This is a genomic window from Streptomyces sp. NPDC054872, assembly GCF_053610705.1.
In genome coordinates this window covers 40,954-62,199 of the sequence record NZ_JBSGYY010000021.1, presented here as the reverse complement: position 1 = coordinate 62,199, position 21,246 = coordinate 40,954, and the positions used below count along the sequence as shown (strand labels likewise).

At 67.8% G+C, this 21,246-nt stretch carries 18 protein-coding genes and 1 pseudogene; 5 read left to right on the top strand and 14 right to left on the bottom strand.

The window, feature by feature from the left end:
• Window positions 1-654: 654 nt before the first annotated feature.
• From ACWGIH_RS24890 to ACWGIH_RS24875, 4 genes are all read right to left on the bottom strand, one after another.
• Complete coding sequence (locus tag ACWGIH_RS24890; protein ID WP_453449386.1) at window positions 655-1,710, bottom strand: LacI family DNA-binding transcriptional regulator; 1,056 nt, start codon at window positions 1,708-1,710, stop codon at window positions 655-657.
• 104 nt (window positions 1,711-1,814) lie between these two features.
• Window positions 1,815-3,452, bottom strand: coding sequence for an extracellular solute-binding protein (locus tag ACWGIH_RS24885; protein WP_453449385.1), 1,638 nt, complete (start codon window positions 3,450-3,452; stop codon window positions 1,815-1,817).
• A gap of 55 nt (window positions 3,453-3,507) precedes the next feature.
• Window positions 3,508-4,371, bottom strand: a complete 864-nt coding sequence (locus ACWGIH_RS24880) for a carbohydrate ABC transporter permease (protein ID WP_453449453.1) — start codon at window positions 4,369-4,371, stop codon at window positions 3,508-3,510.
• A 95-nt stretch (window positions 4,372-4,466) separates the two neighbouring features.
• Window positions 4,467-5,321 carry an ABC transporter permease gene (locus tag ACWGIH_RS24875; protein ID WP_453449384.1) on the bottom strand — a complete coding sequence of 285 codons (855 nt, stop codon included), beginning with the start codon at window positions 5,319-5,321 and terminating at the stop codon, window positions 4,467-4,469.
• Window positions 5,322-5,668: 347 nt separating this feature from the next.
• Between ACWGIH_RS24875 and ACWGIH_RS24870 the strand changes: the two genes are divergently transcribed.
• The gene (locus ACWGIH_RS24870) at window positions 5,669-6,640 is read left to right on the top strand and encodes a hydroxyacid dehydrogenase (RefSeq protein ID WP_453449452.1); all 972 of its coding nucleotides are present in this window, start codon (window positions 5,669-5,671) and stop codon (window positions 6,638-6,640) included.
• 21 nt (window positions 6,641-6,661) lie between these two features.
• Here ACWGIH_RS24870 and ACWGIH_RS24865 read toward each other — a convergent pair whose 3' ends face one another.
• Window positions 6,662-7,285 carry a DUF305 domain-containing protein gene (locus ACWGIH_RS24865; protein WP_453449383.1) on the bottom strand — a complete coding sequence of 208 codons (624 nt, stop codon included), beginning with the start codon at window positions 7,283-7,285 and terminating at the stop codon, window positions 6,662-6,664.
• Window positions 7,282-7,944: a DUF3105 domain-containing protein gene (locus ACWGIH_RS24860; RefSeq protein ID WP_453449382.1), complete on the bottom strand. Its 663-nt coding sequence runs from the start codon at window positions 7,942-7,944 to the stop codon at window positions 7,282-7,284. Before ACWGIH_RS24860 ends, ACWGIH_RS24865 begins: the two co-directional genes overlap by 4 nt.
• A 306-nt stretch (window positions 7,945-8,250) precedes the next feature.
• Here ACWGIH_RS24860 and ACWGIH_RS24855 point away from each other — a divergent pair, with 306 nt between their 5' ends.
• A complete protein-coding gene (locus tag ACWGIH_RS24855) occupies window positions 8,251-9,612 on the top strand; it encodes a glutamine synthetase family protein (protein ID WP_160504710.1) in 1,362 nt (453 codons plus the stop codon).
• A gap of 376 nt (window positions 9,613-9,988) precedes the next feature.
• Here the strand turns inward: ACWGIH_RS24855 and ACWGIH_RS24850 are convergent, their stop codons facing one another.
• Window positions 9,989-11,602, bottom strand: coding sequence for a hypothetical protein (locus ACWGIH_RS24850; RefSeq protein WP_453451388.1), 1,614 nt, complete (start codon window positions 11,600-11,602; stop codon window positions 9,989-9,991).
• A gap of 310 nt (window positions 11,603-11,912) precedes the next feature.
• Between ACWGIH_RS24850 and ACWGIH_RS24845 the strand changes: the two genes are divergently transcribed.
• Window positions 11,913-12,080: a hypothetical protein gene (locus ACWGIH_RS24845; protein ID WP_453451389.1), complete on the top strand. Its 168-nt coding sequence runs from the start codon at window positions 11,913-11,915 to the stop codon at window positions 12,078-12,080.
• 432 nt (window positions 12,081-12,512) lie between these two features.
• On the opposite strand, the gene ACWGIH_RS24840 is transcribed toward ACWGIH_RS24845, so the two are convergent.
• From ACWGIH_RS24840 to ACWGIH_RS24820, 5 genes are all read right to left on the bottom strand, one after another.
• On the bottom strand, window positions 12,513-13,037 hold the full coding sequence (locus ACWGIH_RS24840; protein ID WP_453451390.1) for a tyrosine-type recombinase/integrase: 525 nt from the start codon (window positions 13,035-13,037) through the stop codon (window positions 12,513-12,515).
• Between the two features lie 429 nt (window positions 13,038-13,466).
• On the bottom strand, window positions 13,467-14,204 hold the full coding sequence (locus tag ACWGIH_RS24835) for a helix-turn-helix domain-containing protein (protein ID WP_453451391.1): 738 nt from the start codon (window positions 14,202-14,204) through the stop codon (window positions 13,467-13,469).
• A 173-nt stretch (window positions 14,205-14,377) separates the two neighbouring features.
• Entirely contained in the window at window positions 14,378-14,812 is a 435-nt protein-coding gene (locus tag ACWGIH_RS24830) for a ComF family protein (RefSeq protein ID WP_453451431.1), read from the bottom strand.
• Window positions 14,813-15,273: 461 nt separating this feature from the next.
• Window positions 15,274-16,227 (bottom strand): DNA-processing protein DprA, encoded by a 954-nt coding sequence (locus tag ACWGIH_RS24825; RefSeq protein WP_453451392.1) that lies wholly within the window; start codon window positions 16,225-16,227, stop codon window positions 15,274-15,276.
• 294 nt (window positions 16,228-16,521) lie between these two features.
• Window positions 16,522-16,884 carry a pentapeptide repeat-containing protein gene (locus ACWGIH_RS24820; RefSeq protein WP_453451393.1) on the bottom strand — a complete coding sequence of 121 codons (363 nt, stop codon included), beginning with the start codon at window positions 16,882-16,884 and terminating at the stop codon, window positions 16,522-16,524.
• 72 nt (window positions 16,885-16,956) lie between these two features.
• On the opposite strand from ACWGIH_RS24820, the pseudogene ACWGIH_RS24815 reads away from it, so the two are divergent.
• Window positions 16,957-17,043, top strand: a pseudogene (locus tag ACWGIH_RS24815) (glutamine synthetase); the annotation flags it as partial.
• 57 nt (window positions 17,044-17,100) lie between these two features.
• Here ACWGIH_RS24815 and ACWGIH_RS24810 read toward each other — a convergent pair.
• Both ACWGIH_RS24810 and ACWGIH_RS24805 read right to left on the bottom strand, forming a co-directional pair.
• The gene (locus ACWGIH_RS24810) at window positions 17,101-17,535 is read right to left on the bottom strand and encodes a VOC family protein (RefSeq protein WP_453451394.1); all 435 of its coding nucleotides are present in this window, start codon (window positions 17,533-17,535) and stop codon (window positions 17,101-17,103) included.
• 64 nt (window positions 17,536-17,599) lie between these two features.
• Window positions 17,600-18,112 (bottom strand): pyridoxamine 5'-phosphate oxidase family protein, encoded by a 513-nt coding sequence (locus tag ACWGIH_RS24805; protein ID WP_453451395.1) that lies wholly within the window; start codon window positions 18,110-18,112, stop codon window positions 17,600-17,602.
• Between the two features lie 118 nt (window positions 18,113-18,230).
• On the opposite strand from ACWGIH_RS24805, the gene ACWGIH_RS24800 reads away from it, so the two are divergent.
• Complete coding sequence (locus tag ACWGIH_RS24800; RefSeq protein ID WP_453451396.1) at window positions 18,231-21,242, top strand: bifunctional [glutamine synthetase] adenylyltransferase/[glutamine synthetase]-adenylyl-L-tyrosine phosphorylase; 3,012 nt, start codon at window positions 18,231-18,233, stop codon at window positions 21,240-21,242.
• The last annotated feature ends 4 nt before the right edge of the window (window positions 21,243-21,246 follow it).

Below are 21,246 nucleotides of genomic sequence, written 5' to 3'. Positions count from 1 at the left end.
GGTTGGGTGCGTCGTGGGTGCGCGTGCGCTGTCCGTGGTTTTGGTTCGCCGCTGCGCGGCGGATTTTTCCCGCCCGCCCGCCCGTTTGCCCGGCAGTGGGCGTTTTCCCGGTCGGGGATTGGTTGCGTGCGTGGTGGGTGCGTGTGCGCTGTCCGTGGCTTTGGTTCGCCGCTGCGCGGCGGATTTTTCCCGCCCACCCGCCCGTTTGCCCGGCAGTGGCGCTTTCCCCGTCGGGGGTTGGGTGCGTCGTGGGTGCGCGTGCGCTGTCCGTGGTCTTGGTTCGCTGCTGCGCGGGCGATTTTTCCCGCCCGCCCACCCACCCACCCGAGCACCCGGCGGTGTCTTTGTGTCTTGCTGCCGGGCACTCGGGTGGGTGGGTGGGAAAGTCTTGCCGCGCAGCGGGGATTTGACGTGCACGTCGAGCGGCGCGATGCCCACCGCGGCTTGACCCGGGGCACTACCCGGGGCGCACGGGTGGGTGGGCGGGGAAGCCCTCCCGCGCAGCGGGGATCTGACGTGCACGTCGAGCGGTGCGATGCCCACCGCGACTCGACCCGAGGCACTCGGGTGGGTGGGTGGGGGACACCCGCCGCGGAGCGGCGGTTCAGGGCATACCGCCGGCCCACCGGTAAAAGCGGTCCAGGGGTTCGGCCCCTACGAGCCGTTCCCCCGAAGCCCCCGCACACTTTCCCGGATCACGATGTGCGTGCCCAGAAGGTGCCGTTCCTGGCCCGTTCGCGGGGAACCCGCCAGAGCGAGGCGGACCGCCGTACGGCCCATCTCCTCCGCGGGGATGTGCACGGTCGTCAGGCCGGGCGTGATGTCCGCCGCCACCGGATCGTCGTTGTAGCCGACCACCGAGATGTCCTCCGGCACCCGCAGCCCATGCTCCCGCAGGGCGATCACCGTGGCCGCCGCCACCCTGTCGTCCCCTGCGAACACCGCCGTGAAGTCCGGCCGCCCGTCCGCCTTCTTGAGGAGGTCCTTGATCGCCTCGTACCCGTGATTCTGACCGAAGCCGATGCCGTGCAGGATCGCCTCCTCTCGCGGCACCCCATGGTCGGCCAGCGCGCGGAGGTAGCCCGCGACGCGGTCCTCGCCCGTGGTGTGGCCGGGCTGGTAGCCGATCAGGGCTATCTTGCGGTGGCCGGCGCCCAGCAGGTGGCTCGTGATGGCGTACGCGCCCGCCTCGTTGTCGTACTCGACGACCAGCGCGGGAACATCGGGCGCCGGCGCCGGACGCCCGCACAGGACAAGGCGGGAGCCCGCCGCGGCGAGTGCCTCGGCGTACCGCGCCATCCGCTCGCGGTACTCGTCGTCCTCGATGACCCCGCCCACGAGGACCACCGCCTCCGCGGCTTGCTCGCGCATCATCTGCACCAGGGCGAGCTCACGGGCCGGATCGCTGTTCGTCGACGAGATCAGCGTGAGCCGCCCCCGCTGGGCGGCCTCCATCTCCACGCCCTGCGCGACGTGCGCGTAGAAGGAGCTGACCACGTCGAACATCAGCACCGCGATCGTCTTGCGGCCAGCGCCCGCCAACGCGCGCGCGTGCGCGTTGGCGACGTAGTCGAGGTCCTTGACGGCTCGAAGCACCTTGCCCCGTGACGCCGTCGACGTCGGGTAGTTGCCCGCGAGAACCCGCGAAACGGTCGCGACCGAGACGCCAGCCCGCGCCGCCACATCGCGGATGGTGACCCGCTCACCCACTGTGTCTCCCTCAAGTAGCAGAATCCGGGGCGGTGTTGCCTCTTCATGGCAGCCCACGCTGCACAGCAGCCCGCCCCGGACCATCATCCCGCTCCCGCGCCGGATCAGTGCGCGGCTTCGTACTCCTTCGCGAACTCCTCGTGTGCCTTCTCGCCGCCCTGGGTCTGCCACTTCTTGTAGACGACGTCCCAGTCGGACAGCTTCTTGCGGCCCGAGACGATCGCCGTCACACCGTCCTCGATGACCTGCTGCATGGAGGCACCCTGCCGGTTGTACGTGTCCGACATCAGGCCCCAGTGGTCGTCGCGGACGAGATGCGGCACGACGGCCTTCTCCCAGGTGTGCAGCCGCTCGGTGAGGTCGGCGAAGCCGGGGAAGTAGAGCGGCTGCGGCGCGTCCATGAGGTAGGCGAAGGGGAGGTTCGTCTTGTTCTCCACCAGGCCGAGCGAGGTGGGGATCGGGTCGCCGTTCTTGTCGTACGTGAAGTGCGTGCCCTCGACGCCCGAGTGCATCAGCTCGTACTCCTTGGAGCCGAACGGCGACGCCAGCCAGTCCAGGACCCGCAGCATCAGCTTCACACGGTCCTTGGAGGCCTTCTTGATGACGGTGTAGCCGAAGCAGCCGCGGTTCTGCTGGTAGACGGGCGTCGCGCCGTCCACCACGTACGGCACGGCGGCGTCGAGCGTGAACTCGTCCTTGATGCCCTGCGCGTTGGAGATGACCGCGCCCCAGCCGTCCGTCATGGAGCGGACCGTGCCGTTGTAGAACTGCGTCTTGAGGTCGACCTGGGAGATCGAGGTGGCGTCGGAGTTGTACGAGCCAGCCTTGCGCATCTTGGACATGTACTCCAGGGCGGCCCTGAACTCGTCGGTCCCGTACATGTCGGTGACCTTGCCGTTCTTGATCTGCCACTGGTTCGGCGCGCCGTGCCACATCGCGTGGTAGAGGTAGCCGAAGAAGCCGACCGACGAGGCGCCGAGCGCGGACTTCTTGTTCCGCGACGCCTCGCGCGCCATCGCCTGGAAGTCGGCCGCCGCCATGCCCGGCTTGTAGCCCGCCTTGTCGAAGGCCTCCTTGTTGATGAACATCGCGCCCTGCACCTTGGCGCGTTCGATCGGCAGGCCGTAGATGCGTCCGGAGACGCGGCCCATGCCTTCCCACGCGTACGTGGGGATGTTCGCGAGGTTCGGGTAGTCCTTGACGGCGTCCCCGGACAGGTGCTCCGACAGGTCCTCGCATCGCGCCTTCACGAACTGCGACTCGCGCGGCAGGACATAACCGCCACCGAAGTTGATCATGTCGGGCAGGTCGTCGCCGGACATCAGGGTGGACATCTTGGAGCGGAAGTCCGCGTCCGGCACGACCGAGAACTCGACCTCCACGCCGAGGGCCTCGTTCATCGCCTGCCAGAACTTGTTCGATCCGACCGGCTTCGGCGGGGTGCCGTAGGTGATGGTCATGACCTTGATCTTCTGCTTGCCGTTGCCCGGCTTCTCGGCCGTCGCCCGCACCAGCTTCTCAGGGTACTTCGTGAACCCGGGCTGGACGCCCTCGGCGGTCGGCGCGAGGTCGGGCTTCGGGCCCTTGGCGGGTGTGTACGTCGGCCAGGGCGCCGCCTTCTTGTTGGCGTTGCTGACCGAACCGCCGCCGCTCGAATCCGTGGAGCAGGCGGTGAGCAGGGAGGGGGCCGCGACCGCGGCCCCGCCGACGGCTATGGAGCGCAGCAGCGTACGGCGCGACATCGAGGAACCGGACACAGTGACGACCTTTCGGAATGCGGGATGCTGGAGAAGTGGCTCAGCTCTTGATGGCGCCGGTGAGCACGCCCTTGGTGAAGTACTTCTGCAGGAAGGGGTAGACGATCAGGATCGGCACGGTGGCGATCACCAGGACGGCCATCTGCATCGTCTGCGGGGCCGAGACGTTCGCGGCGTCGCTCAGTCCGGTGTCGGCGATCTGCGAGCCGCCCATGACGTACGTGCGAAGGACCTGCTGGAGCGGCCAGTGGTCGGACTCCAGATAGATCGAGGCATGGAACCAGGCGTTCCAGTAGCTCACCGCGTAGAAGAGGCCGACCACCGCGAGGGCCGCCTTGGAGAGCGGGAGCACGACCCGCCACAGGATCTGCCAGTCGTTCGCGCCGTCGAGCCGCGCCGCCTCGTACAACTCCTCGGGCACGCCCTGGAAGAAGCCGCGCAGGACGACCAGATTAAAGACGTTGATGAGGACGGGGACGATCAGGGCGCTGTAGCTCTCCAGCATCCCCATGCCCTTGACCAGCAGGAACGCCGGGATCATGCCGGGCGGGAAGAGGAACGTGAACAGGACGATCAGCAGGATCGGCTTGCCGCCGTACACCTTGGGGCGGCTCAGCGCGTACGCCAGGAACGTGGTGCACGCGAGCGAGGCGAGGGTGCCGATGATCGTGACGCCGGCGCTGACGCCGAGCGCCTTGGTGACGATGCCGCCCTCGAAGACCTGCTCGTAGGCGCGCAGGGTGGGGTGCGTGGGCCACAGGACCCAGCCGCCGTTGGCGATGACCTCGCGGTTCGACGCGAAGGACGTCGAGACGATGACCAGGAACGGCACGAAGACCATGACCAGGATGGTGACGATCGCCAGGGCCTTGGCCACTTGGGTGACCGGCTTGGGCTTCTCCATCCAGGAGGGACGGGCGGGGCGTACGGGGCGGGCAGTGCGTGCGGTGCGTGCGATGCGTATAGAGCGTGCGGGGCGTGGCCCGGCGGTTTTCGTGCTCACTTGTAGACCCCCTGCTCGCCGAGGCGATGGGCGACCTTGTTGGCCGCGAAGACGAGAATCGCGCCGACCACACCCTTGAACAGGCCCGCCGCCGCGGCGTATCCGGTGTCGCCGCCGACGATGCCCTGCCAGAAGACGAAGGTGTCGAGCACCTCACCGGCCTCGGGCCCCACCGACTGCCGCTGCAGCAGCATCTGTTCGAAGCCGACGGAGAGGATGTCGCCGAGCCGCATGATCAGCAGCAGGATGACGACCGGCCGGATGGACGGCAGCGTCACGTGCCAGAAGCGGCGCCAGGGGCCCGCCCCGTCGATGGCGGCGGCCTCGTACTGCTGCTCGTCCACCTGCATCAGCGCGGCGAGGAAGATGATCGTGCCCCAGCCGGCGTCCTTCCAGACGACCTGCGCGACGACGAGCGCCGGGTAGGCGTCGGGGTTGCCGATGATGTCGATGGAGTGCAGACCCGCCTGCCCGAGCACGGAGTTGAGCAGTCCGGTGTCGGCGAGCACCTGCTGGAACAGGGCGACGACGATGACCCACGACAGGAAGTGCGGCAGGTAGACCACCGACTGCACGAAGCGCCGCGTCAGGTCCGAGGTCAGGCTGTGCAGGAGCAGGGCGAGGCCGAGCGGGACCGGGAAGAAGAAGACCAGCTGGAGCACCGCGAGGAAGAGCGTGTTCCAGGTCGCGTGCCAGAAGTCCGGGTCGCCGAACATCCGGTCGAAGTTCTCGAAGCCGACCCAGGGGCTGGCCCAGAGGCCGTCGAAGGGGACGTACTCCTTGAAGGCGACGGCGTTCCCGATGAACGCGCCGTAGTGGAACACCAGGAAGTACGCGACTCCCGGGACCATGAGCAGCAGCAGGACTCGCGAGGAGTGAAACCGTTTCCATCGCTCATCACGCTTGACTTTGTTGCCATTTGGCAGGTTTTCGCGTTCGCCGGGCGGCTTCACCGCCTCGGTTTCCGTCCGGTCCTTCGTCACCGCTGGCACGGCAGCCCCTCCGTCGTCGGAACAAGGTGACCGGAATCTAAAGCGGTTACTAACGCCGGTCAACCCCCTTGACCCTGCGATCTCTTGACCACCGTCCCGACTTCGGCCTAGCCTCCAGGCGATGTTGGGTAACCGGTTACTACGAGGGATGGTCACGCGTGGCAGACCAGGCAGAGTTGAAGGGCCGACCGAACGCGGTGCTCGCCATGAGCGCGGACGTGGCGGAGCGGGTCTTCGCCCCCGACCTCCGTGAACGGCTGCATCGCAGCGTGGAGTTGGCGCCCGGCCTGCTCAGCGGCCCCCTCACCGATGCCGACGCGCGCGCGGTACTCGCCGAAGCGGAGATCCTGGTCACGGGCTGGAACTGCCCGCCGATCACGGCGGAGATCCTCGCCCATGCGCCGCGGCTGCGCGCCCTCGTGCATGCCGCCGGATCGGTGAAACCCGTGGTGACGGACGCGCTGTGGGACCGGGGCGTGGTGGTCTCGTCGGCGGCCGACGCGAACGCGGGGCCCGTCGTGGCCTACACGCTCGCCGCGATCACCTTCGCGGCGAAGGGCGCGCTGCCGACCGCGGCGGGGTACGCCGCCGGGTGGCCGCCCTTCACCGAGCGCACCGGCGCCGACGCCCGCACGATCGGCATCATCGGCGCCTCCCGCATCGGCCGCGGGGTCATCGCGGCCCTGCGCGCGTCCGACGCGGGGTGGCGCGTGCTGCTCAGCGATCCGTACGTCACGCGGGAGGAGGCGGCCGGCCTCGGCGTGCAGCTGGTCGACCTCTCGGAACTGTGCCGGCGCAGCTCGATCGTCAGCGTCCACGCCCCCCAACTGCCCGAGACGCGGGGCATGGTGAGCGAGGAGATGCTGAAGCTGATCCCCGACGGGGGCACCCTCATCAACACGGCGCGCGGCGCACTGATCGACACGGAGGCGCTGGCCAGGGAGTGCGGCGCGGGGCGCCTTGACGCCTTCCTGGACGTGACGGACCCGGAGCCGCTGCCGGCGGGGCACCCTCTGCTGACGCTGCCGAACGTCCTGGTGACCCCGCATGTCGCCGGGGCGCAGGGCAGCGAGGTGCGCAGGCTGGGGGAGTTCGCGGTGGGGGAGGTGGAACGGTTCCTGGCGGGTGCGCCCCTGCGGGGGCGCCTGCGCAGGGAAGAGCTCGCGCGGCTGGCATAGGCGGGTGGGCCCCCGGCGGAGCTACGGCTTCGCGCCCCGCGCCCTCAGCAGGTCCGTCATCAGCTTGATCTCCGACTCCTGCGACGCCACCATTCCCCGCGCGAGCCGCACCTCCGCCCCCACCTCGCACCGGTCCACACACCCGTCGGCCATGTGGACCCCGCCCTTGTGGTGCTTGATCATCAGTTGCAGATAGCGCACCTCGGCGGCCCGCCCGTTCAGCTTGCCGAGCCTTTTCAGCTCCGTGTTCGTCGCCATCCCGGGCATCAGGGCGCCGTCCTCGCCCGGCGGCATGTCCCCCATCCCCATCCACTCCATCGGAGCCTTCTCGGGCACCTTCGGCAGCTCCCACAGGTCGAGCCAGCCGAGCAGCATGCCCCGCTGGTTCGCCTGGGTCTGGGCGATGTCGTACGCGAGGCGCCGGATCTCCTCGTCCTTCGTGCGGTCGCGCACGATGTACGACATCTCCACCGCCTGCTGGTGATGCGTGGCCATGTCCCGGGCGAAGCCCGCGTCGGCCGACTCCGTGGCGGGGGAGGACGCGGCGGACGAGCCGTCCGACGACGCGACGGCGACGGTGATCCCGCCGCCGGCCACGGCCACCGCGGCGACCGCCCCCACCACCCAGCAGGTGCGCCGCCTCACTGGCTCTTGCCACCCGTGCACGCGGCCCCCGGCTCGGGGGTCTGCTTGCCCTGCACGTACGTGGAGAAGAAGGAGCCCACCTTCGGGTCGGACGCGCCGGTCACCGTGCGCTGGTGGCCCCAGGCCGACAGCATGACCGGGTCCTTCTGGTCCTTGACCGGGCTCATCAGCGAGTACGGCGTCTGCTTGACCTTCTGCTCCAGCTTCTTCAGGTCGGCGGGCTTCGCCTTGTCGTTGTACGTCACCCACACCGCGCCGTGCTCCAGGGAGTGGACCGCGTGGCGCTCCGGGATCTCGTCCTTGTAGACATCGCCGTTGCAGTTCATCCACGCCTGGTCGTGATCGCCGCCCACCGGCGGGGTCATCGCGTAACTGACGTCCTCGGTGACATGCGTGCGGCCCAGCTTCTTCGCGTCCCAGACCTTCTCGCCGTCCGCGGTCGTCTTGAAGGTCGGCGCGGACTTCGCGTCGGCGGCCGAGTCGGAGTCATCGGCCTTCTGGAAGAGGATGACACCGCCGACGGCGAGCGCGGCGACCACCACCGCGCTCAGGGTGATCGTGATGACGCGGCCACGGCGGTCGCGTGCGCGCTCTGCCCGGCGCATCTCCTCTATCCGGGTCTTGCGGGACGAGCTGCTCGTGTTCTTGGCGGAACCCATGATGTGTCCTTCGGCGATACGGCGGTACGACGGAAAGGGCGGGACGCGCGTTGCGGAACATGGTGGAGCGGTTCGCTGATCGTAATGGGCGAGCCCGGCGCGCTGTAGGGGCAGTCTGAGCCGCCCGCTGTTACGGGCGCGCCGATCAGCAGGCACTATGGGCACAGGGCGGCACATGGCCCGCAACGCGCGCGAAACGGTGTGGTGGGATGCTCATGTGCCCCGATGTGTCCCCGGACCAGAGCACAGCGCGGAAACAGCGTGGACGCAGGTGGCCTGACCAGCAAGGATGGGTGGAAGCGGAAGATGGACAAGCAGCAGGAATTCGTGCTCCGGACACTGGAGGAGCGCGACATCCGGTTCGTACGCCTGTGGTTCACGGATGTCCTCGGCTTCCTGAAATCGGTCGCGGTGGCTCCCGCCGAGCTGGAGCAGGCCTTCGACGAGGGCATCGGCTTCGACGGCTCGGCGATCGAAGGATTCGCCCGGGTGTACGAGTCGGACATGATCGCCAAGCCGGACCCGTCGACGTTCCAGGTCCTGCCCTGGCGCGCGGAGGCCCCCGGCACCGCCCGCATGTTCTGCGACATCCTCATGCCGGACGGCTCCCCGTCCTTCGCGGACCCGCGTTACGTCCTCAAGCGCGCCCTGGCGAAGACCTCCGACCTCGGGTTCACCTTCTACACCCACCCCGAGATCGAGTTCTTCCTCCTGAAGGACAAGCCGCTGGACGGCTCGCGGCCCACGCCCGCCGACAACTCCGGCTACTTCGACCACACCCCGCAGAACGTCGGGATGGACTTCCGCCGCCAGGCGATCACGATGCTCGAATCGATGGGCATCTCGGTCGAGTTCAGCCACCACGAGGGCGCCCCCGGCCAGCAGGAGATCGACCTGCGGTACGCGGACGCGCTCTCCACGGCCGACAACATCATGACGTTCCGCCTGGTCATGAAGCAGGTGGCGCTGGAGCAGGGGGTCAACGCGACCTTCATGCCCAAGCCGTTCTCCGAGCACCCGGGCTCGGGCATGCACACGCACCTCTCCCTCTTCGAGGGCGATCGCAACGCCTTCTACGAGTCCGGCTCCGAGTACCAGCTCTCCAAGGTCGGCCGCTCCTTCATCGCGGGCCTCCTGAAGCACGCCGCGGAGATCTCCGCGGTCACCAACCAGTGGGTGAACTCCTACAAGCGCATCTGGGGCGGCTCGGAGCGCACGGCGGGCGCGGGCGGCGAGGCCCCCTCGTACATCTGCTGGGGCCACAACAACCGCAGCGCCCTCATCCGCGTCCCGATGTACAAGCCCGGCAAGACCGGCTCGGCCCGGGTGGAGGTCCGCTCGATCGACTCGGGCGCGAACCCGTACCTGACGTACGCGGTGCTGCTCGCCGCGGGCCTCAAGGGCATCGAGGAGGGCTACGAACTTCCGCCGGGCGCCGACGACGACGTCTGGGCCCTGAGCGACGCGGAACGCCGCGCGATGGGCATCGAGCCGCTCCCGCAGAACCTGGGCGAGGCGATCGCCCTGATGGAACGCTCGGAACTGGTCGCGGAGACGCTGGGCGAGCACGTGTACGACTTCTTCTTGCGCAACAAGAAGCAGGAGTGGGAGGAGTACCGCAGCGAGGTCACCGCCTTCGAGCTGCGGAAGAACCTGCCGGTGCTGTAGGCACAGGTCGGAGCGCTTTCCGTTCACTCCCTGAGGGGGCCCGCAGCCGACGGCTGCGGGCCCCCTCGGCTGTCGGCCTACGGCTGGGCCGTCTGTGGGCCGTCTGACGCTGGACCGGGCCACCAGATGAGACCTCACCGTCACAGGGCCTGGACAGGTGCACGCCTTCCAACTGTGGTGGTGGGGTCGTGGGCGTCGTTCGGGCCGTTCAATTGCGTTCATGACGGGTACGCGGGGCTGCCGAAGAGGGCCGTGGCCTGACCTGAACGGCGGCGAACGAAGGCGAATGAGACGGAAACTGAGACGGCGCTGTGTGGCAGGGTGCGTCACCCTGCCACAGGTGAGAGAGGTCGGAGCAGGCCCTCACATCCTCTGCCTAGCGCCGGTTGAGGGAACGTGTGACGCCGATAACTATCGTCGTCGCAAGGATCCATCCGCAGCCGGTAAGAAAGTAGCTGATCCACTGAGTGCCGGGCGTGGGAGTGAATGCTGTCGCCTGACCGAGGCCAATAACAGGAAGCAAATGGTCAAGGGTGAAGATCACGGGGGTGAAGACCTCTGTGCTATCGGGGGCCGTGCGGATAGGTCGCTGGACCGTGAAGACAACCGAGCCGAGTGCCAGCAGGCCTATCAGCCAAAGGCCGGCGCGCATCGGCCGGTAGCCGTAGCCGACAGTGATGTCCTGGATCGTTCCCCAGATGCGGGCATGCCGTGGCAGGGTTCTGCGACGGAGGCGCTCCTTAAGCAGCGAGACGGTACGTGCCTCGTCATCGTGGCCTAACGAGCGGTATGCAAGGGCCAGTTGCTCGAACGGTTGCGGGGTATAACCGGACCTGTCGCGAAGCAGCCACTGTATACGCTGTCTCGGCGGCAGCGGGTCCTCGAACTGGTCGTAGCGCAGACCGTCGACCTTCAGCTCGTCGGGCCAGCTCTCCGATGCATCTCGGATGATCCCCACCATCGCGTGACGGAGATCCAGCAGGCCCTGCGGCCGCTCCCCCATCCGCAGATCCACCTCCTCCGCCTGGGCGTGCGGCATGGCAAGCGCGACGCGACCCGGTGCCATGATCCGCGCACCCCGCAGGGTGATACGGCCGTTGATCCTGGCTCCAGCCAGATCGATGCTGCCTTCCGCGGTGAAGCCGCTGTTGAGATGCAGGCTTGTGCCAACCTGAAGGTGGTATCCGTGCAGCGCCCTGCGATCCGGGTTGCGCAACTGCGCGTTCCAAAAGCGAACGACCCCGTCGACTCTGACGCCTGGAATGTCGACTTCGCCCACCGTCTTGATCCGGTCGCACACCATGTCGCCCTCGACATGCATCCGTGAGGCCCTCAGCGCTACGCCTTCAGGCTTCAAGAGCTGGGCGCCACTCATGTCGAGGTCACCGCCGACGTGAGCGCTACGCAGGATCACTTCGCCTCCTGCAGTGAAGCCACGCATCCATATGTGATCTTCTACCTGAAGGCGGTTTGCGGTCAGGGCGGGACCCTCGGAGTTGCTCAGTTGGCTCCTGTCGAGGTTGAGGATGCCGGTGATGTGAGTACCGTTCAGGTTTAGCAAGCCGTCCAGCTGGGAGTGACGAACCTTTAGGTCGCCGTCGACTGTCGCGTTGGCTGCATAGAACCGGACAAGGCGGCAGCGTTTCAGGCTGAACTGTCGGGTGCGCGCACTGTAAAGGGTGACTCTGCCTCGGAAGTCACAACCGTCCATGGTGACGCGGTACGGGATCTCGGCATAGTCGAGTTCCAACGATCCGTCCACGCGCGCGCCGTCCAGCCGCAGTGCGGGGACGTGACCCGGCTCTGCGATAGCGCCGTCAAGTAGCAACCACGTAAGCGCAGCGCCCCTGACCGTGCGCTCGGCCCCCCAGTGACCACTGTTAGCCAGTCTGTCCTCATCTGGATCGCCGACCCGCAGATCCAGCCTCTCGCCGCGGGAGAACGCGTCTCGAACACGTAGTTCCACTTGAGTCAAATCCTCGGTGCGCACGCTCGCTACCCCCCACCCCCGGACGCATCGCCCGTGAGGCTACCCATGAGATGCCTGACCTACTGCGCGCTTACCCGGCAGTGGGCTATGGACCGAAATTCGCGCTCTCAGCTTGGGAAGCTCGTTTTGTCTAGGGGGAGTTGGGGCCTGAACTGCGGCTGAGTAGCCGCACAGCGCGCAACGCTGATGGCCCGTTGTCCCGCTGTTCCCCGTGGTTCCCCGCTCAACCTGGCACGGTTTTGGCATGGACGGACATCAGGGCTTATGAGATCACCAGCGTGGCGTGAGTCGGTCGAACTACGATCCCCCCATGACTGAGGAGACCATCATCGCCCTGCGAAACTACGACTACATGGTACGAACGTACGGCCTGGACGACGTTGAGCTTGCTTGGGACTCAGACACCATCGTTCGCGGTGATGGGGGCTACGAAATCAATCTTTTGACTGAGCGCGGATTCACCCCTGCTACGAGCTAACTGCCGCCTACCTCATCCCACCTCAGCTCCCATCCCGTCCGCCGTCGACCCACACACCGTGGAGCGGGCGTGGCCCATGGCGTTCAGGTGGACGCGCCACTGTACGAACGACCTGGACGCCATGGGCCACGTCTGCTCGGCTCTGCCTGGGTCGACGGTGGACGGGATGGGAGCCCCCGCACACGCAACAACGGACCCGCGGGCGGAAACGGTGCCCCCTCCATCCCGGTGCCGGCTGATCCCCCGCCGGAGGCATCGTCTTGACCGTGGGCCGCGCGATGCGGTGATCGACTGATGGCTTCCGGCCCTACCCACATGTGGGCGCGCGTCGGCGGCGGCAGCGCCGAGCGGGCCGAAGGCAGGAGCGCGGGCGCAGCCAGAGCCGGGAAGCGCGCCCGGCGGGGCGGGCGCCTTGATGACGTAGGGAGGGTTCTAACGGGACGGGTGCTGACCTGAATGCGTGTCCGTCATCTCGTACATGTTGTCCACGGCGGTGCGGGTGCGGCTCTCGCTACTCGGCATCAGGTGCGTGTACACCCGGAGCGTGAAGCCGGGGTCCGTGTGCCCGAGGTAGGTGCTCAGGGCCTTGACGTTCTCGCCCGCGTCGAGCAATACCGAGGCGTAGAAGTGCCGCAAGGCGTGCATGCCGTGTTCGCGGGCGGCCAGGAAGTCCTCGCCGGGCTTGGGCTTCGGGATGACCCCGGCGTCCGTGAGGGCGGGTTTCCAGAACCGCTGATTGAAGCTCGTGCGCCACATGGCGCCGTCTCCGGCGGGACCCGTGAACAGCAGTGGCTTTGTGACGCGTGGGCCGTCCGGTCGCAGCCACGGGAGAGTGACCAGCGCGGGCGGGTACTCCTCGATGTGGACCTTCAGTGAAGCCGCGATCTGGTCCGGCAACGGCACGTCCCGCTCCTTTTCCCGCTTCGGGGGCGCGAATACCTGCTTGCCGCTGGCCATTTTGACTTGGTAGCCGACGTGGAGCCAGCCCGTGTCGAAACCCCACCTCGTCCAGGGGAAGCCCGAAGATTTCCCCCCGGCCGGAGCCCGCAGCCGGCGCCCAGATCGACCATTGCCCGGTAAGGCTCAGGGAGCGCCGACCGCACGGCGAACGTGCGCTCACGCGTCCACGGATTGATGCGGCCTGGGTTCGGGGCGGGGATACGCACGCTCTGCGCCTTGCAGGGGTTCTGCCTGAGGTACCCGTCCTCGACGGCAGCGGAGAGCACGGTGGAGACGGTGCCGAAGATGACGCGGCGGTAAGACGACGCTGGGATGGCACGCTCCAGTTCAGCCAGCCACTCGCGGATGTGCTCGGGCTGGAACGAGCCGAGGGGACACGGGCCCAGGTAGGGGATCGCGTGGCGGTGTGGATGCACGCCGACGGGGCTACGCGTTGCCGCTTCGGCAATGTGGGAGTTGAGCCACTTCTCGGCGTGCTGCCGCAGCTTCGTACCGGCCGTTTGCGAGCAGCGCGTGCGTGCCGGAACGCGCGGCCGAGGCGAGCACCAGCGGAGCGTCGGACTCGTCCGCCGCCCGCATCGCTCGCTCTGCGGCCAACCACGAGACGTCAGACTCCCCGACCTTCGCCAGCGTCGTGGCCGCCAGGTGATGCGTACGGGCAGAGACCGCCCAGCAATCGCGACGGTCCTCCCCCCGACGTCCCGCACGGTCCTCCAGCTCCTGCGCCGTCTGGAGAAGCGCCGGCAAGGCCGCGATCACGCTGCCGAGCCGCCCGCCCTGGTAGTCGTTCCAAGCCTGCTCGACGCGCACCGCCACGGGTGCAGGGGTAGGGAGCTGAACGTCCGCCTCGGGCCCGAAGAGCAGGCGCGAGAGCCGCCGGGGGCTCATGAGCGCGTCTCGTACGGCCGGTACGTCGTCCTGGTGCTTCTCGTCCTCCACCAGGAGGGTCTGTCCGAGCAAGTCGCCAAGCGGCACGCGCAGGATGCGCGCCAGCTCGGCGAGCATGTCGCTCCTCGGCGGCTTCCTGCGGCCGGTCTCTGCCTTCGCGAGCCAGTCGGTGCTACGGCCGACCAGTCCGGCCAGCACCTCTTGCGTGTAGCCGCGACGCTTCTGGTAGAACGCAATGCGCTCACCGATATTGAGGTGATCTCCAAGACCACGCATGGGGTGCTGCCTCCGCTGGTGGTAGGGGCGGTTTCAGCAGCTTGAAGGACTGGACAGCAAAGAACCCGGACAGAGTGTCCGGGTTCTCACAGCGTTACAGAGATCGAAGAGTGCCGGCACACGATCGACGCTACTCACTACACCTAACGCCCGCCCGCGCGTTAAGAACGCCGCTATCCGAACTGTTGAAAGAAGAGGTCAAATGGGTCGTCCCTGTTCCGCCTGTGTACTACGCAGTGGTCGACCTCCAGGGGACGCCCACTCAGCTCTGCGACGAAATCGCGAGAATTGCTCCAATCTGCTCGCAACTGGCGGCCAAGCGTCAACCCTATGACGGAAATGGCTCCTTGCTGCTTCAGAGCATGTGCTGCGCTACCCATGGTTCCGCCAGTTGTGAAGGTGTCATCAAAGAGCAGTATGCGTTTCCCTCTCACTGCGGGGCTGGCGACAAAAAGGTCTGTAACTATCTGACCTCGCCTGTCACCCGCTTGAGATGCGCGCGTTTTTGTAAGGACACCACGAGCCCACTGGTCAGAGAAATCACGCACGCGGCTTATGACTTCATCAAGGTGACTAATGCCACCCCTCGTGGAAACGTGCGATGGCATTGCTATCTTGAGGTCGAACTTCCCCCCGTAGCGACTCTCGATACACGCTAAGTGCGCATGGAGGAAGTGCCATAATAAGGAACCTAAAGGAATGCGTAACCACGAGTCGGCGGGCTCGTTCTTCGCTCGCCACAAGGCGCCCTCAAATTCATCATGCAGCGAATAGCATATAGGTACGACCCCGTCGATTACATGCGAGAGCTTGAAACGACAATTGTGGCAGTAATCGTAAGGTGTTCCTAAAGGTCCTACCGGGGTGGGTGTTCTGCATAAGCCGCACGTGCCGCTGTCGCTGTGCAGCACAGACGGCGCCACCTGCTGCTCCGTCAACCACCGCACCCAGCCTGCGGTGCCCCAACCTTCGCCGTATGGACGCGTGAAACGACGGTATGACAACCCTCGACCCCCCACCTAGAACCGACCCCACCGAAAGGCTAAGGGCACAGATAGGCAGTGGGCAATCACTTGGCGTCAAGCAGGAGTTGAGTCGGCGTCGCAGAGGTCAACGTGCCGCGCGTAGGTCCATCCAAAATATCGATCATCTGTTCGGGTTCGCTCACGGCGGTTGCCCGCTGAGCGTCGACCATCTTGCGGGCCCAAGGCTGCGTGTCGACGAGGGACTGGAGCAGTAGAACGTGTCGCCCCTGCTCGCTCGCGATGCGAGCCTGCATCTTGGCTCCGGACGTGCTTGATGCCTCGATGACTACACTGCCCAGACTGATTCCGGATGTCACGTGATTCCGGCGCGGGAAAGTATCCCGACCTGGCGGACGGGACGGCCAGAACTGAGATACTAGAAGTCCTCGGTTCGCGACTTCCTCGGCGAGGCCCTGATTCTCCTTCGGGTAGCACCTCGTGATCCCAGTACCGATAACCGCGACGGTTCGTCGATCGAAGTGGAGAGCCGTGCGGTGGGCCTCCGTGTCTACCCCACGAGCCAAGCCAGAGGAAATCACGAAACCTGCTTCACTCAGTTCCCGTGCAACTCTCCGTGCACGCGATAGCCCCATGTCCGAGGCGTCACGTGTACCGACGACTGCTACTGAGCGAGAGTCCGCCTCGTGATCGAGCTTGCCTCGATAAAACAGGAACGGCGGGAGGTCCGGAACGGTTCGCAGATTCGCGGGATAATCGTCATCCAGGACGGTCACCAGTTGGGCCCCGACCTTTGCGGCCTGCCCTAACTCATCTTCGATGCGGTTCAGGTGAGTGCTGAGCGGCTGTTCTAGCAGCGCCTGGCGGAGGACGGTCACGGCCTTGCGCGCTGAGGGTGACTCTTCAGGGATGAATCCGTCACACATGCTGTCAACATGGCCGGCCAAAGCGTTCCTGGCCAGCACCGACCAGTCGACGCTCTTGCCCTCGGTACGGAGGGAGCAAAGCGCTAAGAGGCGAAAACGCGTTTCATCGATCATCGTCTACTCCTTCTACTCAAAGATCACTGTTCGAAGGATCGATGGACCAAAGTTTAGGGGGAGAACAGGGTGCGGAGCCATAGATTCGCGCGAGTTGCCTACTCACGTGAGTAGGCATGTTCGAGGCGGAGACAACTCACTCCCGCATGCCGAGCCGGGTATCACGTCGCCAGTGCGGGCACACTTCCACCCGCTCGTACCGAGCCCGGCGCGCCTGGCCCTAAGTGACGCGACGTGACCGCTTGTCCCGCCATGTGGCGTCCCCAATCATGGACGTACCCCCAGGATGGCTCGTCATGGGCTCGTCGGCCGCTGACGCTCTGGCGGAAGTACGGTCCTCTCGTCGATCTGCCCATGTGCAAGCGTTTGGGTAAAGCCTCGAACATGCGACAGATCTGCTCCGCGCAGGTTGGCCCCAGTGAAAGTCGTCCCGAACAGGTTGGCCCCGGTGAGCGTCGCCCCGCTCAGGTCGGCCGGGACGACGTAGGGCCGCAGTGGGGCCAGCGTGGGGCAACGTGTCTGCCTCCCAGGGAGAGGCCAGATCAGACCAACTGCCCTGTGGGGACTGTAAATCTGCTGGCCAGGCAGCGGGGGAGCCAGGTGCTGGGCCGTGGCTGGGCCGTCAGAGAGCGACCCGCAGTGGCCACCGACGACCATCAACGACCTTAACACTGCAGGTCAGAAGGGGGGTGGGTCGGATCTAGGCAGGCTGCCGCAGAGGCTCATCAATTCCTGCGCAACAAGAAGCAGGAGTGGGAGGAGTACCGCAGCGAGGTCACCGCCTTCGAGCTGCGGAAGAACCTGCCGGTGCTGTAAAGCCCCGGCAGGGGTGCGGGGGAACTGCGCGCCGAGCGCGCAGTTCCCCGTCGTGCCCTAAAGGGCGCTCACGATCGCCGCCTGCAAAGGCGTCTCCGCCCGCACCCTGTACTCCTGGATCGCCCAGCCGTTGCCGTCCGGGTCCTTGAAGTACATGAACGTGCCGCCGTCCTGCGGCGCGTGCGCCACCGGCTCCGAGATCTCCAGGCCGCGCGCGGTCAGCTCGGCGTGCGCCGCCTTCGCGTCGGCTACGCACAGCTGGAGGCCCTGGTAGGAACCGGGGGCCGGGGTCGGTCCGTCCATCGTGTCCCAGAGGGCGTCCGCCAGGGCGATGGAACAGCCGGACCCCGGCGGGGTCAGCTGGACGATGCGCATGCCCGGCATGACCTCCTGGTCGATGTCCACGTGGAAGCCGACCTTGTCGCGGTAGAACTCCATGGCCCGGTCGATGTCACTGACGGGGAGCGGGATCACCTCGAGTGTGTATTCCATGGGCCGAGTACATCAAGGCTCGGGAGCTCTGTCAGCGTGAACGGCCGCGTCCGCTCCGGAACCCTCACCCGAAACTCCAGCGCGTCTGGCTGAACGGTTCGCCCTTGCCGAAGCCGAAAGCCGTACGGGGAGCCACCTCGAAGACGTACGCGTGGCCCGGGCCGTGGTGGAAGCAGCCGTCCCGTACCTCGTAGTGCCAGAAGCTGCCGTACTTGTCCTCCCAGGCCGTCGCGAGGCGCCGCAGTCTCTCCTCGTCGGTGATCCGGACGGCGGGCCCCTCGACGACCAGGTCATAACCCTTGTCCCAGAGGTTGACGCCCGTGGTCAGGACGGTCTCGGGGTTGGCCGCCAGGTTTCGTGCCTTGCGCTCCTCGGGGCCCGTGCAGAAGTGCAGCGCGCCGTCCAGCCAGACGGCGGGCAGTGGAGTGACGTGCGGGCGCCCGTCCGGGCGTACGGTCGAGATCCAGAAGAGCTCGGCCGCCCTGAGCTGCCGCACCGCGTCGGACCACGGGGTCGCGCCGGCCCCCGCGCTGCTGTACCGGGAATCCAGCTCCGTACGGGGTTCCTTGCTCGGCATGATCCGCCTCCCTGACACTGCCCTCGATACTCCCGACCAAGTACGGACTCCGCACGCGGGCAGAACTCATCGGTCAGGCCGTAGGCTCGGGCCAGGATGATCGAACGGAGGCGCGGGGATGACGGTGCCGCAAGGGCGCAGAAGCAGTACGTTCACGCGGCTGCTGCGGCATGGCTTCACCGATCCGTCCGCGGCCGAGCGGCTGCTCGGCGCCCCCGAGCTGTCGGCGGTGCGGACCGACCCGGTTCTCCTCGACGCGCTCGGCGCCGCCGCGGACCCCGACCTGGCGCTCCTGGGCCTCGTACGCCTGGTCGAGGGCCAGCCCGACGACACCAGCCGCCAGGAGCTGCTCGACACCCTGGTCAGCGCCAAGCCGCTGCGTGACCGGCTGCTCGGCGTGCTCGGCGCGTCGGAGGCCCTCGCCGACCACCTGGCCCGCCACCCCAGCGACTGGCAGGCCCTGGTCACGTACGAACTGGCCGACCTGCACCCCGGCGTCGAGGAGTTCGAGCGCGGCCTCGCCGACGCCACCGACCCGGTGTCGCTGCGCGTCTCCTACCGCCGCTGCCTGCTCGCCATAGCGGCCCGTGACGTCTGCGGCACGACGGACCTGCCCGAGGCGGCCGCCGAGCTCGCGGACCTGGCGACGGCGACCCTGCGCGCCGCGCTCACCATGGCGGAGCAGGCGGCACCCGCGGACGCCGCGCTGTGCAGGCTCGCGGTCATCGCGATGGGCAAGTGCGGGGGCCACGAGCTGAATTACGTGTCGGACGTCGACGTCATCTTCGTCGGCGAGCCCGCGGAGGGCCCAGGGGGCGTGGACGCCGCCGACGAGGCCAAGGCGCTGCAGGCCGCCACCCGGCTCGCCTCGCACATGATGCGGATCTGCTCGGAGACCACGGTCGAGGGCACCATCTGGCCGGTCGACGCCAACCTCCGCCCGGAGGGCCGCAACGGCCCCTTGGTGCGCACCCTCAGCAGCCACCTCGCCTACTACCAGCGCTGGGCCAAGACCTGGGAGTTCCAGGCGCTGCTCAAGGCCCGTCCGGTGGCCGGTGACCTGGCCCTCGGTGCGGAGTACGTCGAGACCCTCGCGCCCCTGGTCTGGCACGCGGCCGAGCGCGACAACTTCGTGCCCGACGTGCAGAAGATGCGCCGCCGGGTCGTGGAGAACATCCCGGCCGGTGAGGTCGACCGTGAGCTGAAGCTCGGCCCCGGCGGGCTGCGGGACGTCGAATTCGCCGTACAGCTCCTGCAGTTGGTGCACGGCCGGGGTGACACCTCGATCCGCAGCGGCTCGACCCTGGCGGCCCTGGAGGCACTCGCGGCCGGCGGCTACGTGGGGCGGGTGGACGCGGTCCAGCTCGACGACGCCTACCGCTTCCTGCGGTCCCTGGAGCACCGCATCCAGCTCTTCAAGCTGCGGCGCACCCATCTGATCCCGGAGGACGACGCGGACCTGCGGCGCATCGGCCGCTCCCTGGGCATGCGCACGGAGCCGATCACCGAGCTGAACCGCGCCTGGAAACGGCACACTTCCGTCGTGCGCCGCCTGCACGAGAAGCTCTTCTACCGCCCGCTCCTGGACGCCGTGGCGCAACTCGCCCCCGTAGAGACCAGGTTGAGCACGGAGGCCGCACGCGAACGCCTGGTCGCCCTCGGCTACCACGACCCCGCCGCGGCCCTGCGCCACCTGGAGGCCCTGGCATCGGGCGTCACCCGCAAGGCGGCCATCCAGCGCACGCTGCTCCCCGTGCTCCTCGGCTGGTTCGCGGACTCGGCGGACCCGGACGCGGGCCTCCTGAACTTCCGCAAGGTGTCGGACGCGCTCGGCAAGACCCCCTGGTATCTGCGGCTCCTGCGCGACGAGGGAGCGGCGGCCGAGAACCTGGCCCGCGTCCTGTCCGCGGGCCGCCTCGCCCCCGACCTGCTGATGCGCGCCCCCGAAGCGGTGGCCCTGCTCGGCGACCAGCGCGGCCTCGAACCACGCGATCACGCCCACCTGGAGCAGGAGGTCCTGGCCGCGGTGGGCCGCGCGGACGGCGCCGAACAGGCCGTGACGGCGGCGCGCGGCGTCCGGCGCCGCGAACTGTTCCGCACGACGGCGGCGGACATCATCGGCTCGTACGGCACGGAGGAGAGCCCCGTGGCGGCGGATCCCGGCGCCCTCCTCGACCGGGTGGGCGACGGCGTCTCCGACCTCACGGCGGCCACGATCGCGGGGACCTTGCGCGCGGTGGTCCGCGAGGGCTGGGGCGACACGCTGCCGGTGCGGTTCGCCGTGATCGGCATGGGCCGCTTCGGCGGCCACGAACTGGGCTACGGCTCGGACGCGGACGTCCTGTTCGTCCACGAGCCGCGCGAGGGCGTCGGCGACCACGAGGCGGCGAAGGCGGCTTCGCAGGTGGTCTCCGAGATGCGCAGGCTGCTCCAACTCCCCAGCTCGGACCCGCCGTTGCTGATCGACGCGGATCTGCGCCCGGAGGGCAAGAGCGGCCCTCTGGTGCGGACCCTCGCCTCGTACGAGGCCTACTACCGCCGCTGGTCACTGGTCTGGGAGTCACAGGCGCTGCTGCGGGCGGAGCCGGTCGCGGGCGACGTCGATCTTGGCCGGGCCTTCATCGAGCTCGTGGACCCGCTGCGCTATCCCGCCGAGGGCCTCGGTGACGACGCCGTACGCGAGATCCGCCGTCTGAAGGCCCGCATGGAGGCGGAACGCATGCCGCGCGGCGCCGACCCCACCCTGCACACGAAGCTGGGCCGCGGCGGGCTCTCGGACGTCGAGTGGACCGTCCAGCTCATGCAGCTGACCCACGGCTGGGTCGAACCGGGCCTGCGCACGACCCGCACCCGCCAGGCCCTCGCCGCGGCCTGCGCGGCCGAGCTGATCCCGACCGAGGAGGCGGCGATCCTCGATGAGGCGTGGGTCCTGGCCGCCCGGGTGCGCAACGCGGTGATGCTGGTGCGCGGCCGGGCAGGGGACACGTTCCCCTCCGACGGGCGGGAACTGGCGGCGGTCGGCCGGTACCTGGGATACGACCCCGGCCATGTGGGAGACATGCTCGACGACTACCGGAGGACCACCCGCAGGGCACGGGCCGTGATGGAGGAGAGGTTCTACGGGGCGTAGGCGC